The organism is Nocardia sp. JMUB6875, assembly GCF_041154655.1.
GTDB lineage: Bacteria > Actinomycetota > Actinomycetes > Mycobacteriales > Mycobacteriaceae > Nocardia.
The window spans coordinates 1-13,992 of record NZ_BAAFGR010000182.1; the positions used below are offsets into that span (position 1 = coordinate 1).

A 13,992-nucleotide genomic window follows, 5' to 3' on the forward strand; every position below is an offset into this window, starting at 1 on the left:
ACATCGGACCAACCCGGTTGTGCCGCAGCCGACACCCCAGCACAACCACCACCTCCGCCCCCGGCACCGGATCCCGCCGAGCCCGCGTCACGGTGTACCCGACAAACCCGCCCAGAGGCACCAACAGCGCCACCGAAAGCCCGACACCCCACAACCGCCCCGCCACCGCACCTCCTCGACAGCCCGACCCAGCGCCGTTCGACGCCCCGACACCACATCGACGGTAGCGGCTCGCCCCCAACCTCAGCGCAGGCGGGCGCGCGCCATGAAGCCGACCACGTCAGCGCCAGGATGCAGTCTCGGCCCGTTCGCGGCATCGGCGGCGGCCCGCCGCGACTGCCGCAGTGCTAGCGAGCCGCGGCGCGTCGGACTGGATGTCCGCCGCTATCGTGGCCGCCCGAGAGCGCTCGCTGGTGCGGCGGTGTGGCGCACGACGCTGGCGCGAGTTCGGGCGCAAACCAAGAGTTTCAGGCGGAATCGGCGTCCAGGAGTAGCGGCACGGAGGTGGTCGGGCCGTCTGTTTCGACAGTGCGCGCGTCGAGGACCAGGGGTTCCGCGGGCGCGGGCGTCAGGGCCGAGGTCGTGGAGGTGTCCTTGAGGTCTACGCCGGAGCGGCCGAGGCGGCGGGCGCCGTCGACGAGGCCGGTGGTGACCTGGGCTGCGCGGGTGTAGGTGAGGCCTTCGGGTGGGTGGATGTTGGAGATGCAGTTGCGTTCGGAGTCGGCGCGGCCCGGGCGGGGGTAGTGGGTGAGGTATATGCCGAGGCTGTCGGCGACCGACAGGCCGGGGCGCTCGCCGATCAGGACCAGCACCGTGGTGACGCCGAGGGCCGCGCCGATGTGGTCGCCCAAGGCCACTCGCGCCTGGGTGGCGATCACCGGAGGGGCGAGGGTGTACCGCTCCCCCAACGCCTCGGCCAGCGCCGCGAGCATCGGCACGCCGTGTTCGGCGAGCGCCAGCGGCGAAAGTCCATCGGCCAGAACAAATCCCACGTCGGCCCCGCTGTAGGGCACCGCCGACAACGACTCCGAAGCGCCCGCACCGGCGAACCCCGCACCACCGGTACCGATTTCCGCATCGGTTCCGGACCAAATGGTGTGGCCCACAGTGGGATTCACCGCGTCGGCAGCCGACCCGAGGGGCTCGGTGGCGCCGGGGAGGCGGCCGAGGTCGGGGCGGCGCAGGTACTCCGAGCGGTCCGCGGCCAGGCTGCGGACGTGGACCGGCTCGCCCAGGCCGAGAGCCGAGACGCCGGTTGCCAGCGCCGCGACGTCGAGGGGGTTGTGGACGGCGTCGCGGGCGGCGGCGTGGGCAGCACGGAATTCGAGCACTTCGGCCGTGGGCAGGGCGTCTCCGGCGCGGCCGAGGCCGATGCGGGCCTGGGTGGTGCGGCGCAGGCTGTCCCAGAAGGCCTGTGCGGCAGCGTCTTCGGGGCGACGGAGGGGACGCGGGGTCGCGGTCATGCGTGGTCCTCCCGGTTCGGCTCGGGGTGTGGGCGGCAGGTGGTCACGCGGCCCCCTTGGCGGCCAGGGCGCGCAGCGGGGAGGACAGGGGTTCCACCGGGAGTACGCGGCCGTGGGCGTCGAGCATGCCGAGGTTGTCGAGCCAGGCGGCGAATTCGGGGGCGGGGCGGAGGTTCAGGACTTTTCGGGCGTAGAGGGCGTCGTGGTAGGCGAGGGATTGGTAGCCGAGCATGACGTCGTCGGCGCCGGGGACGGCGATGACGAAGGGGCAGCCCGCCACGCCGAGGAGCGTGAGGAGGGTGTCCATGTCGTCCTGGTCGGCCTCGGCGTGGTTGGTGTAGCAGACATCGACGCCCATGGGGAGGCCGAGGAGTTTGCCGCAGAAGTGGTCTTCGAGGCCGGCGCGGATGATTTGCTTTCCGTCGTAGAGGTATTCGGGGCCGATGAAGCCGACGACGGTGTTGATCAGCAGCGGGTCCAGGTCGCGGGCGACGGCGTAGGCGCGGGTCTCGAGGGTCTGCTGGTCGACGGGTTTGCCGCCGGTGCCGAGGTGCGCGCCCGCCGAAAGGGCCGAGCCCTGACCGGTTTCGAGGTACATGACGTTGTCGCCGACGGTGCCGCGGCGCAGCGAGCGGCCCGCCTCGTTGGCCTCGCGCAGCAGCGAGATGTTCACGCCGAAGCCGGAATTCGCGCCCTCGGTGCCCGCGATGGACTGGAACACCAGGTCGACCGGCGCACCGGCCTCGATCAGCCCGAGCGTGGTGGTGACATGGGACAGCACGCACGACTGGGTCGGAATGTCGAAGCGCTGGCGCACCTCGTCGAGCAGGTGCAGCAGATCCGCGGTGGCCTGCGGCGAGTCGGTGGCGGGATTGATGCCGATGACCGCATCACCGCAACCCAGCAGCAGCCCGTCCAGCACGGCCGCGGCGATGCCGCGCGGGTCGTCGGTGGGGTGATTGGGCTGCAAGCGGGTGGCCAGGGTGCCCGGCACCCCGATGCTGGTGCGGAACCCGGCCCGCACCTGCACCGCGTGCGCCACCGCGATCAGATCCTGATTCCGCATGAGTTTGCTGACGGCCGCGACCATTTCCGGCGTGAGCCCGGGCGCGACCGCCGCGAGGGTGGCCGCGGCGCCGGGCGTGGCGGCCACGGCGAGCAGCCAGTCCCGTAGCCCACCCACGGTCAGATGCGAAATCGCCTGGAACGCAGCGCGATCGTGGCTGTCGATGATCAACCGCGTGACCTCGTCGGTCTCGTACGGCACGACCGGATCCTCGAGGAAGGTGGTCAGCGGCACCTCGGCCAGCGCCCATTGCGCGGCGGCCCGCTCGGCGTCGGAATGCGCCGCGCACCCGGCGAGTTCGTCACCGCTGCGCCGCGGCGTGGCCTTGGCCAGCAGGTCGACCAGACCGTCGAAGGTGTGGGTGGTGCCGCCCAGGCGCTGGTGATAGATCACCTCACCGATGGTCCGGGCCTATGTTGCTGCGACGTAACCACCGTTTTCCCCGGGCATTAATCCGCGTTACGCGTGCCGGATACCATGGCGAAATGGGATTGGGCACCTACCAGCCGCCCTGGCTGCGCACCATCGACCTCGGCGCCGAGGTGCACGCACTCCGCGACTGGTGGGAGCGCCCGCACCGGCTGCGCCGCGCCGTGCAGGCCTATCGCGATCTGCTGGCGGTCACCCCGGCATGCATCGCCTACGCCTTCACGCTGTTCATCACCTGGTGGACCCTGCGCGGGGCCAGCGATATCGTCGGGCGGCGGCTGATCTTCTCGGCCTCGACCAATCTGCGCAATATGCAGAAGGATCCGATCCAGGTCCTGGTGGCCTCGGCGTTCTGGACCGACGGCGGCTTCCCGTGGGGCGACATCCTCATCCTGATCACGCTGATGGCCCTGGCCGAGCGCTGGCTGGGTTCGCTGCGCTGGATTCTGGTGGTCGCCATCGGCCATGTCGGGGCGACGCTGATCACCGTGCTGGGCATCGCCCACAAGATCGACAAGCAGCTGATTCCGACGCGGGTGGCGTTCGCCTCGGATGTCGGCCCGAGCTACGGGATCTCGGCCATGCTGGCCGTGCTCACCTTCCGGCTGCGCGGCCCCGCACGCTGGGGGTGGGCGGTATGCATGCTGGTCTGGTACGCGTACGGCGTCTATGACGGCCGCACGTTCACCGATTACGGCCACTTCTTCGCGCTGCTGATCGGATTCACGGTGGGCGCGGTCGCGGTGGCGATCTCGCACCGCCTGGTCGCGCTCCAGCAGCGCAAGGCCGCCCGCAACCTCGACCTGCCCCAGCCGGATTCAGCCGGGGACGGGGTCGCTGCGTCGCCGATCCCGCTGAACGAACTGGACCGCGGGCTCGACGATGCGCGCCACGACCGGGCCGAGCACGGCCATCATTAGCACGTAGGCAGACGCCAGCGCGGCCAGCTTCCCGTCCACGCCGCCCAGCGAAACCGCCAGTCCGGCAATGACGATGGAGAATTCGCCGCGCGCCACCAGCGCCGCGCCCGCGCGCGCCCGGCCCATGCGGCGGATCCCCTGCCGCGAGGCCGCCCACCACCCGGTGGCGATCTTGGTCAGCGTGGTCACCACCGCCAGCAGCACCGCCCAGCCCAGCACCGGCGGTATCGCCATGGGATCGGTACTGAGCCCGAAGGCCACGAAGAAGATGGCCGCGAACAGATCTCGCAATGGTTCGAGGAGTTTCGCCGCCTCCTGCGCGGTGGATCCGGAAATCGCGATGCCGAGCAGGAACGCGCCCACGGCGGCCGACACGTTCAGCGCCGAGGCCGCACCGGCCACCAGCAGCGCCGCGCCGAGCAGCTTGAGCAGGAACTGTTCCCGGTCCTCACTGTCCACGATGGCCGAGACATAGCGGCCGTATTTCAGCGCCACCACGAGCACCACGGTGATCGCCACCAGGGCGATGGCCAGCGACCGCAGCCCGCTGAGGAAGCTCAGCCCGGCCAGCATCATGGTGAGGATCGGCAGGTACACCGCCATGGCCAGATCCTCGAACACCAGGATCGACAGCACCACCGGCGTCTCGCGGTTACCCAAGCGGCCCAGGTCGTTGAGCACCTTGGCGACGATGCCGGAGGACGAGATATAGGTGACCCCGGCCATGGTGACCGCACCGACCGGACCCCAGCCCAGCACCAGCGCCACCACCACGCCGGGCGTGGCATTGAGCACGATGTCGAGCAGGCCCGCCAGCCAGTCCCGGCGGAGTCCGGTCACCAATTCGGCGGCGGTGTACTCCAATCCGAGCAGCAGGAGCAGCAGCACCACGCCGATCTCACCGGCGAGATGACCGAATTCGGTGGCCGCGCGCATGTGCACGATGCCGCCGTCACCGAAGGCCAGACCGCCGAGCAGATACAGCGGAATCGGCGACATTCCGAAGCGGCCGGCCAGCCGCCCCAGCATGCCGAGCGCGAACAAGATCGCGCCGAGTTCGAACAGGGCTAGACCGGTCGAATCCACCGGTTCAGCCGTCAGCCAGGATGCGAGCGGCCGCGTCCAGCCCGTGCGGGGTGCCGACGACCACGAGGATGTCCCCCGAATCGAGCACCTGATCCGGTCCCGGTGAGGGCTGCACCTGTCCCGCCCGCATGATCGCCACGATGGACGCCTTGGTGCGGGTGCGCATGGCGGTCTCGCCCAGTCGACGTCCCCGATACGGCGAGCTCCCGCTGACGCTCAGCTGCCTGGTGGTGATCCCGGGTAGGTCCGAGTGCTCTTCCCGCAGCTGCTGCACCAGTTGGGGCGCGCCCAGCAGATTCGCCAGCACCGCGGCCTCGTCCGGCGTCAACGGCACCTGCGCCAGGCAGGCGTCCGGGTCGTCGCGCTGCGACACGATCAGGTCGAGCCCACCGTCGCGGTGCGCCACCACCCCGATCCGCCGCCCGGACCTGACCTCGAAGTCCTTCCGCACACCGATCCCGGGCAGCGCTGTCACATCGACGTTCACCCTGTCCACATTAGGACAAGCCGTCCGAATCTCCGGGAGCTATGTCCCGACCCGTGATCAGTTCACCTCGAGCGGGGCGAAACTGCCGTCCGGGCCGGGGCGGAAATCGGTCACCTCGGTGACCGCCGCGAGCGGGAGCGGGCCGTAGAGGTGGGGGAAGCGCATGGACGAGGGATCGGTGGGCACGCCGGGCTCCCATTTGACCGGGGCGTCGAGGTTGGCCGGATCCAGGTGCAGCAGAACGAGATCGGTGCGTCCCGCGAAGAGGCGGTTGGCGGGCAGATGGGCCTGGTAGGGGGCGGAGAGATGGATGAAACCGGCCTCGGCGAGCGAGTGGGCGCGGTATTCGCCTGCGGCGCGGGCGTTTTCCCATTCCTCCCGGGTGCAGATGTGCAGCAGCGTCGACGGCGTCATGTCCTGTTCGGTTCCCACCCGGACCAGCCTAATTCCTGACCGAAACGATCAATGAGGGAAAGTTCCCGAAACTCTCCCACACGTCTAAGTGAAGTGCTTATATTTCACATCGCATTGGCTGCTGCGGCCGTGCGAAGTACATGCGAGAGGTATATCAAATGGGCAAGATCCAGCGGGTCGGCTTCGGCGCCGGCGCGATCGGCGCAATGGCCACGGCCGCGGTATTGGCGGCGCCGCAAGCCAGCGCATTCGTCATCAACGTCCAGCTTGCGTCCAACAATCCGATCGTCGGGTGCGCGGATGTCATCACGGCGAATGTGGACATCACCGGCGTGGTGGTGCCGGTGGACTTCAGCGACAACGGCGTCAGCATCGGCTCGGCCGCCCCGGCCGTGGGCGTCAACCAGGCGACCATCAAGTGGTACCCGAAGACCGCTGGGGCGCACAAGATCACGGCCAGCCAGCCGCTGAGCAGCAAGTCCATCGATGTCACCGTCTCGGCCGCCAACCCGTTCTCGTCGGGCTCGGGCGGCGCGGGCTGCGCGGCCAGCGGCGGCTCGTTCGGTTAAGCCGTACCGGCTTCGGCCCGCCCGTGTCAGTAAGGCCGCGGGCGGGCCACATGCGGAGAGATGTCGTTGACGCCGACTCGCAAGGGCGCGAAGCGGCCGACGGCACGGGCCGCGGCGACGGTGTCGCCGGTCCACAGGCTCACGCACGGTCCGGCCGGGGAGCGGCGGGCGAGGTCGAAGGCCTCGCCCGCGTCCGCGACCCGGACCACCGGGAGCACCGGGCCGAGGGTCTGCTGGGTGAGCACCGACATGGTCGGGTCGACCCCGGCGAGCACGGTCGGTTCGAAGACGTGGTCCGCGCCGGTGCCACCGCAGCGCAGCGTCGCGCCCTTGACCAAGGCGTCGCGCACCTGATCGCGCACCAGCTCGACCTGGGCGGCCGAGGTCATCACCCCGGTGCCGATCTCGTCCCCGAGAATCGGCCCGAAGGCGGCGGCCTCGGCCACCAGTTTGTCGAGAAAGGCGTCGTAGGCGGCGGACTCGACGTAGATGCGCTCGACGCTGTTGCAGCTTTGCCCGTTGTTCGCCAGCCCGCCGAGGGCAATGCTGGCGGCGGCCCGGTCCAGGTCAGCATCGGACAAAACGACCGCCGCGGACTTGCCGCCGAGATCCAGGCAGCACGGAATCAAGCGCGCGGCGGCGCGCAATGCCACCACCTTCCCGGTCTCCACGCTCCCGGTGAACCGGACATAATCCACGCAATCGAGGACAGCCGGTCCGGCCTCGTGACCGGCCACGGACTCGAAAACCGCAGGGGCCCCGAGACTTGCCCAGCCGTCGGCGATCGCGCGCAGGGTCAGGGGCGTCTCCGAGGACGGCTTCACCACCACCGCGGCGCCGGCCACCAGCGCGGGCACCGCGTCGAAAACGGCCAGCGCCAGCGGATAGGTCCACGGCCCGATCACCCCGACCACCGCGCCCGCCGGGTGCGTCACGGCCAGCTGCATGGCCGCGCCCGGGCGCAGGGCGACCTGCGGGTGTCGCCCGCCCAGGAATTCCGCACCGTGCGCGCGATAGTGGTCGAGGGCATCGAGGGCCAGGCCGAACTCGGCATCGGCCTCCGACTCGGTCTTGCCGGTCTCCGTCCCCAGCAGCCGCACCACGCCATCACGGTTGTCCAGCAACCAGTTTCGGAACAAGGTCAGCCAGTGGATCCGACCGACCACCCCGAGTGAGTGCCAGAGCGCGGCACTCTCCCGCAGCCGGGCCACGGCGGCGCGCACCTCGACGGGCGATGCGGTGGCGATGGTGTCGACCACCCGGCCGTCGGCGGGTGCGATCACGGTGAGCATGGGCGGACGGACCTTTCCGGCATCCGGCACCTGGGACTGTGGATGTTGCGCGGTGCGCATGAATCTCACCGTATGGCTGAGGGTTTCGGCCGACCAGCTTCCAATCGGCCACGAATCGGCGAATATGGGCCGTACCCAGGCAACTTACCCGCCGGTAACGGGCATGCGGAAGCCCAAAGTTTGCGAGACTGCCTGAGTGACCGAAGAGTTGGCGCCCCTGCGTTCCATCTTCAGCACAGCGCTGGTGGCCGACTTCGCGCTGGGCCGAGGCATTCCGATGGAGACGGTGCTGCGGGACACCGGCATCAGGGAGGCGAATCTGCGCGATCCCTCGGCCGAAATCACCATGGCTCAAGAGTTCTGCGTGCTGCGCAATGTCGTCGCGGCCACCGACGACGAGCCGGGCATGGGGTTGCTGGCGGGGCTGCTGTGCCATCCGCCGTCGATGGGGGTGCTCGGCTTCGCGCTCATGAGCAGCTCGAATCTGCGGCACGCCATGGACATTGCGCTGCGCTACGCGGATCTGTCGTTCACCGCCGCCCGGCACTACTCCGAGAACCACGGCAACGAGGTATGGGTATTGCGCGATGACAGCGCGCTGCCCGAGGAGATCCGGCGTTTCGCGCTGGAACGCGATCTGGCCGCCATCGCCACCATTCAGCAGGATCTGATCCCGACGCGGATTCCCGCCGTGCGGGTCGAGCTCTATGTGGACGCCCATCCCATCTACGAGATGTTCGGCGCGGTGTTCGGCGTCGAGGAGGTCACGTTCTCGGCGCCCCAGTCCCGCATGGCGTTTCAGACCACAACGCTGGAAACCCCGCTACCCCAGGCGAATATATCGACCGCCCGGTTCTATGAGCAGCAGTGCGCCGACCTCATGGAATCCCGCCACAGCCGCTCCGGCCTCAGCGGCCGCGTCCGGCAGCTGCTCATCCGCCACGGCGGCTCCGCCGACCAGACCCGCATCGCCGCCGACCTGGACGTCAGCGTCCGCACCCTGCGCCGCCGCCTCGCCGAGGAGGGCACCACCTTCCGCGAGCTGAGCCTGGAAACCGTCGGCATGCTCGCCGAAGAACTCCTCATCGCCGGCCTCACCGTCGAACAGGCCGCCGACCGCCTCGGCTACTCCAGCGTCTCCGCCTTCGCCTCGGCCTTCCGCACCTGGAAGGGCCAATCCCCCGGCCACTTCGGCCGCGCCCACCGCGGCCGCGCCCCGGTCAGGACTCGCTGACCATCACCCTCACCGCAGCCGCGCCGCCGTCGGCACCCCGCCGATCCCTCCACCGCGGCCGCGCCCCCATCCACCGCCCCGCGCCGTCGAGTGGCACATCAGCGCGGGGAAATCAGGCAAATCCCCTCACTGGCGTGCCACTCGGCGTGTGGGCTGAGACTGGACGTCTGGTAGGACGGCAGGTGTAGTCACACCCGCCGACCGTTCGAGGAAGCATGAATCCGTCCAGCATCATGTCCGCCCGTGATCTCGAGTTCCTGCTGTACGACTGGCTGGACGTGACGGGGCTGACCGGGCGGGAGCGGTTCGCCGATCATTCCCGCGAGACCTTCGATCAGGTGTTGCGGCTGTGCCAGGATCTGGCTACCACGTACTTCGCGCCGCACAATCGCGAGAACGATCTGCACGAGCCGACGTTCGACGGTGAGCGGGTGACCATCATTCCGGCGGTCGGGAAGGCGTTGAAGGCGTTCGCGGATGCCGGGATGATCGGCGCGGCAATGGATTACGAGATCGGCGGGATGCAGCTGCCGCATTCGGTGTACACCGCGTGCATGTCGTGGTTCCACGCCGCCAACGTGGGCACGGCCGCGTACGTGCTGCTCACCACCGGCAATGCGAATCTGCTTGCCGCGCACGGCAGTCCGGAGCAGATCGACACCTATGTGCGGCCCATGCTCGATGGCCGCAACTTCGGCACCATGGCGCTGTCGGAGCCGCAGGCGGGATCCAGCCTGGCCGATATCACCACCCGCGCGGTCCCGTCCGCCGACGGCTCGTACCGATTGTTCGGCCACAAGATGTGGATCTCCGGCGGCGACCACGACCTCTCGGAGAACATCGTGCACCTGGTGCTGGCCCGCATCCCGGGCGCGCCGAAGGGCACCCGCGGCATCTCGCTGTTCGTCGTCCCGAAGTTCCTGCCCGACGCGGACGGAAAGCCCACCGTGCGCAACGATGTCGCGCTCTCGGGCATCAATCACAAGATGGGCTGGCGTGGGACGGTGAATACCGCGCCCGTCTTCGGCGACGGCAATTTCACCCCCGGCGGGGAGCCCGGCGCGATCGGATACCTGGTGGGCGAGCCCAATCACGGCCTGGCACAGATGTTCACGATGATGAACGAGGCCCGCATCGGCGTCGGCCTGGCCTCGACGGCCCTGGGCTACACCGGCTACCTGAAGTCCCTCGACTACGCGCGCAGCCGCCCGCAGGGCCGCCCGGTGGCCGCGCGCGGCGGGGTGCAGGTGCCGATCATCGAACACCCGGATGTCCGGCGCATGCTGCTGGCCCAGAAGTCCTATGCCGAAGGCGCTTTGGCGCTGCAGCTGTACTGCGGCCGCCTGGTCGACGAACAGCGCACCGCGGCAACCGAATCCGAGCGGGCCCGGGCGGGCACCCTGCTGCGCATCCTCACCCCGATCGCCAAGTCCTGGCCGAGCCAGTGGTGCCTGACCGCCAACGACCTGGCCATCCAGATCCACGGCGGCGCGGGCTACACCCGCGACTACGACGTGGAGCAGCACTACCGCGACAACCGCCTCAATCCCATTCACGAAGGCACCCACGGGATTCAGAGCCTGGATCTGCTGGGCCGCCAGGTCACCCTCGACAACGGCGCGGCCCTGGCCGCCCTGCTCGAGACCATGACCGCAAGCATCGCCGCGGCCCGCGCCACCGGGGACGCCGAGCTCGGCGGGTTCGCCGACGCCCTGGAGGCGGCCGCCACCCGCCTCGCGGCCACCACGGCGGGCCTGTGGCGCGACGGCAATCCCGAGGCGGCGCTGGCCAATTCGGCGGTCTATCTCGAGGCGTTCGGGCATGTGGTGCTGGCCTGGATCTGGCTGGAGCAGGCCGTGACCGCACACCGGCTGCCCGCTGGCGACGACCAGCACCGGGATCGCGCGGCGTTCCTGCAGGGCAAGAGACTGGCCGCTCGGTACTTCTTCCGCTGGGAACTCCCCCGCACCACACCGCATTTCGACCTGCTCGATTCCGGCGATCGCACCCTGACCGAGCTCGACGAGGCCTGGTTCTGAGGTTCGCGGCTGTTCGCGTTCGGCGAACAGCCGCCGCACCCGCCTACCCCGGTACCGTATGCGCGCCGGTGCGTGTGACGAGGTCAAGTACGTCGCGGCCAGGTCTCTGATCCAGCCGCCTTGATTACGGTTTGCTGGCCTCCCGGCCACAAGAACCAATCGGAGTGTGAGTGTCGGCGGGCGCGGGTAGTCTCCCGGTAGACAACTCGATCAGCGTGTTCGAACAGGAGATGTCGCACTCCCCGCGACCGATTCCCAGGACCTGTTCGCTTTCAGCGAAATCCCAGGTCGTGTTACAGAAAACACACGGGAAACTCAACGGGAACAAAGACCTCACCCCGAACGTCTGACAGAGTAGTCATCAGCCACTGCTGGGAAGTAGCGGTAGCGAGGTTCGCGGAATGGTCCGCGGGCCCCCACACCAGGCGAATGGTGTGCGAGCACCAGGAGCCAGGACGGAGGAGTCATGCCAGGAACCCTGACAAGCACCCCACTGACCGCGGTCGACCGTTGCGACCGCTGCGGTGCAGCCGCGCGAGTGCGCGCGACCTTGCCCGCAGGTGGAGAGTTGCTCTTCTGCCAGCATCACGCCAATGAGCACATGGACCGACTTCGTGCGCTCGAGGCCGTGATCGACACGGAGTCGGCACCGGCGCTTTAACAGCTCCTCCAACCCGGAGGGACGGCATGTACTCCGGGGAGCCCGCTCGACAATTGAATCTTCCCAACAGAAAACCCGGCAGCGGGCGACCGATCAGGTCGCCCGCTGTTGCTGTGTCGGGGGCCGATTCGGTCATAGCGATGACCGTCTCACTGTGCGGTCCGCCACATCCGTGACCGAAGACACGCGAAACCGGCTGTGCGCAACGCGAGAAGCGTCATGTGCACACGACCGGATCGGCCTAGTACAACGGATGGGTGCCGCAGACCTCGCAAGCTACCTACCTGCAGGATCGACATATGGTCGCGCTCTGGACGTGGACGGGCCACGCCACCGGGCGCGCACCGAAGGGCGTGGGCGAGGTGGAGACACTCGCCCTGGCCGTTCCGGGCCGCGACGGAATCGGCGTCACGGACGTGGAATGCGCTCTCGTGGAACCGGAACGGTTATGTGCCATTGCTATCGAGAATCCGGGGGAATCGATACACCTACTACGTCAGGCACTCGAGACGGACGTCGAGACGCGGCTGCTGCCCGCCGCCGCGCATGCCGTGCCGAACGCCACCGGGACCGCCGTGGTGTCGGCGGGGCGCACGCTGCGCGCGCTCCGGGAGACCGTCGCGCTCGCCGCTGAGCTGCACTCGGGCCTGAAGGCCGAGCTGCGGCCGTATCAGGCGCGGGGCATCACCTGGCTGCGGGAGACCACCGCGGCGCACGGCGGTGCGGTGCTCGCCGATGAGATGGGTCTGGGCAAGACCGTGCAGGCCATCGGGTATCTGCTCGGGAAGGCCGGGGACGGACCGCAACTCGTGGTGTGCCCGACCTCGCTGGTGGGCAACTGGGCGCACGAGATCGAACGCTTCGCGCCCGGACTGCGGGCGGTGGCCTGGCGGGGCGGGGACGCGCCGCGGGCGGAGGCGGGGACCATCGTGGTGACCGGGTATCCGACGCTGCGCGGGCACGGGGAGGCGCTGGCCGGGCAGCGCTGGGCGAGTGTGGTTTTCGACGAGGCGCAGGTGCTGAAGAATCCGCGGACCCAGGTGGCGAAGGCGGCGCGGAGCATTCCGGCGGATGCGCGGATCGCGTTGACCGGCACGCCCGTGGAGAATCACCTCGACGAGCTGTGGGCGCTGCTGAATCTGGTGGTGCCGCAGGAGTTCACGCACAAGGCGCAGTTCCGGCGGCGGTTCGTGCGGCCGATCACCGAGGGGTCGGCGAACGCGGTGCTGCGATTGCGCGACGCGCTGGAGCCGGTTGTGCTGGGCCGCCGCAAGTCCCAGGTGGCGGCGGCGCTGCCCGCCAAGATCCACACCGATCTGGTGTGCGATCTGAGCGCGGAGCAGGAGGAGCTCTACGACCGGCTGCTGGACAAGGCCGAGGCGGCGGGCTTCGGTTCGGGCGCGCAGCGGCATACGCGGGTGCTGGCGGTGCTGACCGAGCTCAAGCAGGTGTGCAACCATCCGGGGCTGATCACCGGGGACCTGGACGAATTGCTCGGGCGCTCCGGGAAATTCGACGTCTGCTCCGACATCCTGGCCAGCAACCTCGACAACGACGCGCCCACCCTGATCTTCACGCAGTACCGCAAGACCGGTGAGCTGCTGGTCCGGCATTGCGCCGAGGAGTTCGGGGTGACGGCGCCGTTCTTCCACGGCGGCCTGGACCAGCAGCAGCGCGGCGAGATCGTGGCCAACTTCCAATCACCCGACGGCCCACCGGTCTTGGTGCTGAGCCTGCGCGCGGCGGGCACCGGCCTGACCCTGACCCGCGCCGCCGACGTCATCCATTTCGACCGCTGGTGGAATCCGGCCGTGGAGGCGCAGGCCTCCGACCGCGCCCACCGCATCGGCCAGACCCGCACCGTCACCGTCACCACCCTGACCTCGGGCACCACCATCGAGGAGCACATCGCGGGCATGCACGACCGCAAATCCGCCCTCACCGACCTCACCGACGCCGCCGGGGTCGCCGAACTCGCCCGCCTCGACGACGAACGACTCATGGAACTGCTGCGCCGGAAGCGGGGGAACTGACATGGCAGACAACGAATTCGGATACACCGCCTGGGGCAAGGACTGGGTCCGCCTCGCCGAACCCCTCAACCTCACCAAACCCGAGCCACTCCTCCCCCGGGCGCGCAGCATCGCCCGCAACAACGGCGTCCAGATCGATATCGAGGGCACCGTGGTGCGCGCCCGCATCCACCGCGGCTCCGAAGCCTCGGTCACCCACCTCGAACTGACGACCCTCCCCCGCCCCACCATCAACGCCCTCGCCGAGGTGATCCCCGCCGACACCCTCACCCTCAGCGACGAACTCCAGGCCGCGGTGG

General features: G+C 69.2%; 12 protein-coding genes and 1 pseudogene. 7 read left to right on the top strand and 6 right to left on the bottom strand.

Going from position 1 to position 13,992, the window contains the following annotated elements:
- Positions 1 to 467: 467 nt before the first annotated feature.
- Positions 468 to 1,463, bottom strand: a complete 996-nt coding sequence (locus ACAM49_RS33095) for an ethanolamine ammonia-lyase subunit EutC (RefSeq protein ID WP_369639485.1) — start codon at positions 1,461 to 1,463, stop codon at positions 468 to 470.
- 43 nt (positions 1,464 to 1,506) lie between these two features.
- On the bottom strand, positions 1,507 to 2,922 hold the full coding sequence (locus tag ACAM49_RS33100; RefSeq protein ID WP_369639486.1) for an ethanolamine ammonia-lyase subunit EutB: 1,416 nt from the start codon (positions 2,920 to 2,922) through the stop codon (positions 1,507 to 1,509).
- 92 nt (positions 2,923 to 3,014) lie between these two features.
- On the opposite strand from ACAM49_RS33100, the gene ACAM49_RS33105 reads away from it, so the two are divergent.
- Positions 3,015 to 3,878 (top strand): rhomboid-like protein, encoded by an 864-nt coding sequence (locus ACAM49_RS33105; protein WP_369639487.1) that lies wholly within the window; start codon positions 3,015 to 3,017, stop codon positions 3,876 to 3,878.
- On the opposite strand, the gene ACAM49_RS33110 is transcribed toward ACAM49_RS33105, so the two are convergent.
- From ACAM49_RS33110 to ACAM49_RS33120, 3 genes are read right to left on the bottom strand one after another with little or no spacing between them, the layout of a single operon-like run.
- On the bottom strand, positions 3,777 to 4,964 hold the full coding sequence (locus tag ACAM49_RS33110) for a cation:proton antiporter (protein WP_369639488.1): 1,188 nt from the start codon (positions 4,962 to 4,964) through the stop codon (positions 3,777 to 3,779). The genes ACAM49_RS33105 and ACAM49_RS33110 overlap by 102 nt on opposite strands.
- A 4-nt stretch (positions 4,965 to 4,968) precedes the next feature.
- Complete coding sequence (locus ACAM49_RS33115; RefSeq protein WP_369639489.1) at positions 4,969 to 5,451, bottom strand: cation:proton antiporter regulatory subunit; 483 nt, start codon at positions 5,449 to 5,451, stop codon at positions 4,969 to 4,971.
- 57 nt (positions 5,452 to 5,508) lie between these two features.
- Positions 5,509 to 5,865, bottom strand: coding sequence for a DUF952 domain-containing protein (locus ACAM49_RS33120; RefSeq protein ID WP_369639495.1), 357 nt, complete (start codon positions 5,863 to 5,865; stop codon positions 5,509 to 5,511).
- Between the two features lie 158 nt (positions 5,866 to 6,023).
- Between ACAM49_RS33120 and ACAM49_RS33125 the strand changes: the two genes are divergently transcribed.
- The gene (locus ACAM49_RS33125; protein WP_369639490.1) at positions 6,024 to 6,434 is read left to right on the top strand and encodes an Ig-like domain-containing protein; all 411 of its coding nucleotides are present in this window, start codon (positions 6,024 to 6,026) and stop codon (positions 6,432 to 6,434) included.
- 26 nt (positions 6,435 to 6,460) lie between these two features.
- Here the strand turns inward: ACAM49_RS33125 and ACAM49_RS33130 are convergent, their stop codons facing one another.
- Positions 6,461 to 7,786, bottom strand: a complete 1,326-nt coding sequence (locus ACAM49_RS33130; protein WP_369639491.1) for an aldehyde dehydrogenase family protein — start codon at positions 7,784 to 7,786, stop codon at positions 6,461 to 6,463.
- A 136-nt stretch (positions 7,787 to 7,922) separates the two neighbouring features.
- Here ACAM49_RS33130 and ACAM49_RS33135 point away from each other — a divergent pair, with 136 nt between their 5' ends.
- The 5 genes and pseudogenes from ACAM49_RS33135 to ACAM49_RS33155 all read left to right on the top strand — a co-directional run.
- Entirely contained in the window at positions 7,923 to 8,960 is a 1,038-nt protein-coding gene (locus ACAM49_RS33135) for an AraC family transcriptional regulator (protein ID WP_369639492.1), read from the top strand.
- A gap of 215 nt (positions 8,961 to 9,175) precedes the next feature.
- On the top strand, positions 9,176 to 10,999 hold the full coding sequence (locus ACAM49_RS33140) for an acyl-CoA dehydrogenase (RefSeq protein WP_369639493.1): 1,824 nt from the start codon (positions 9,176 to 9,178) through the stop codon (positions 10,997 to 10,999).
- A 466-nt stretch (positions 11,000 to 11,465) separates the two neighbouring features.
- The gene (locus tag ACAM49_RS33145; RefSeq protein WP_040809921.1) at positions 11,466 to 11,660 is read left to right on the top strand and encodes a hypothetical protein; all 195 of its coding nucleotides are present in this window, start codon (positions 11,466 to 11,468) and stop codon (positions 11,658 to 11,660) included.
- A gap of 299 nt (positions 11,661 to 11,959) precedes the next feature.
- Positions 11,960 to 13,693, top strand: coding sequence for a DEAD/DEAH box helicase (locus tag ACAM49_RS33150; RefSeq protein WP_369639494.1), 1,734 nt, complete (start codon positions 11,960 to 11,962; stop codon positions 13,691 to 13,693).
- A gap of 1 nt (position 13,694) precedes the next feature.
- Positions 13,695 to 13,992 (top strand): annotated as a pseudogene (locus tag ACAM49_RS33155) (hypothetical protein); the annotation flags it as partial.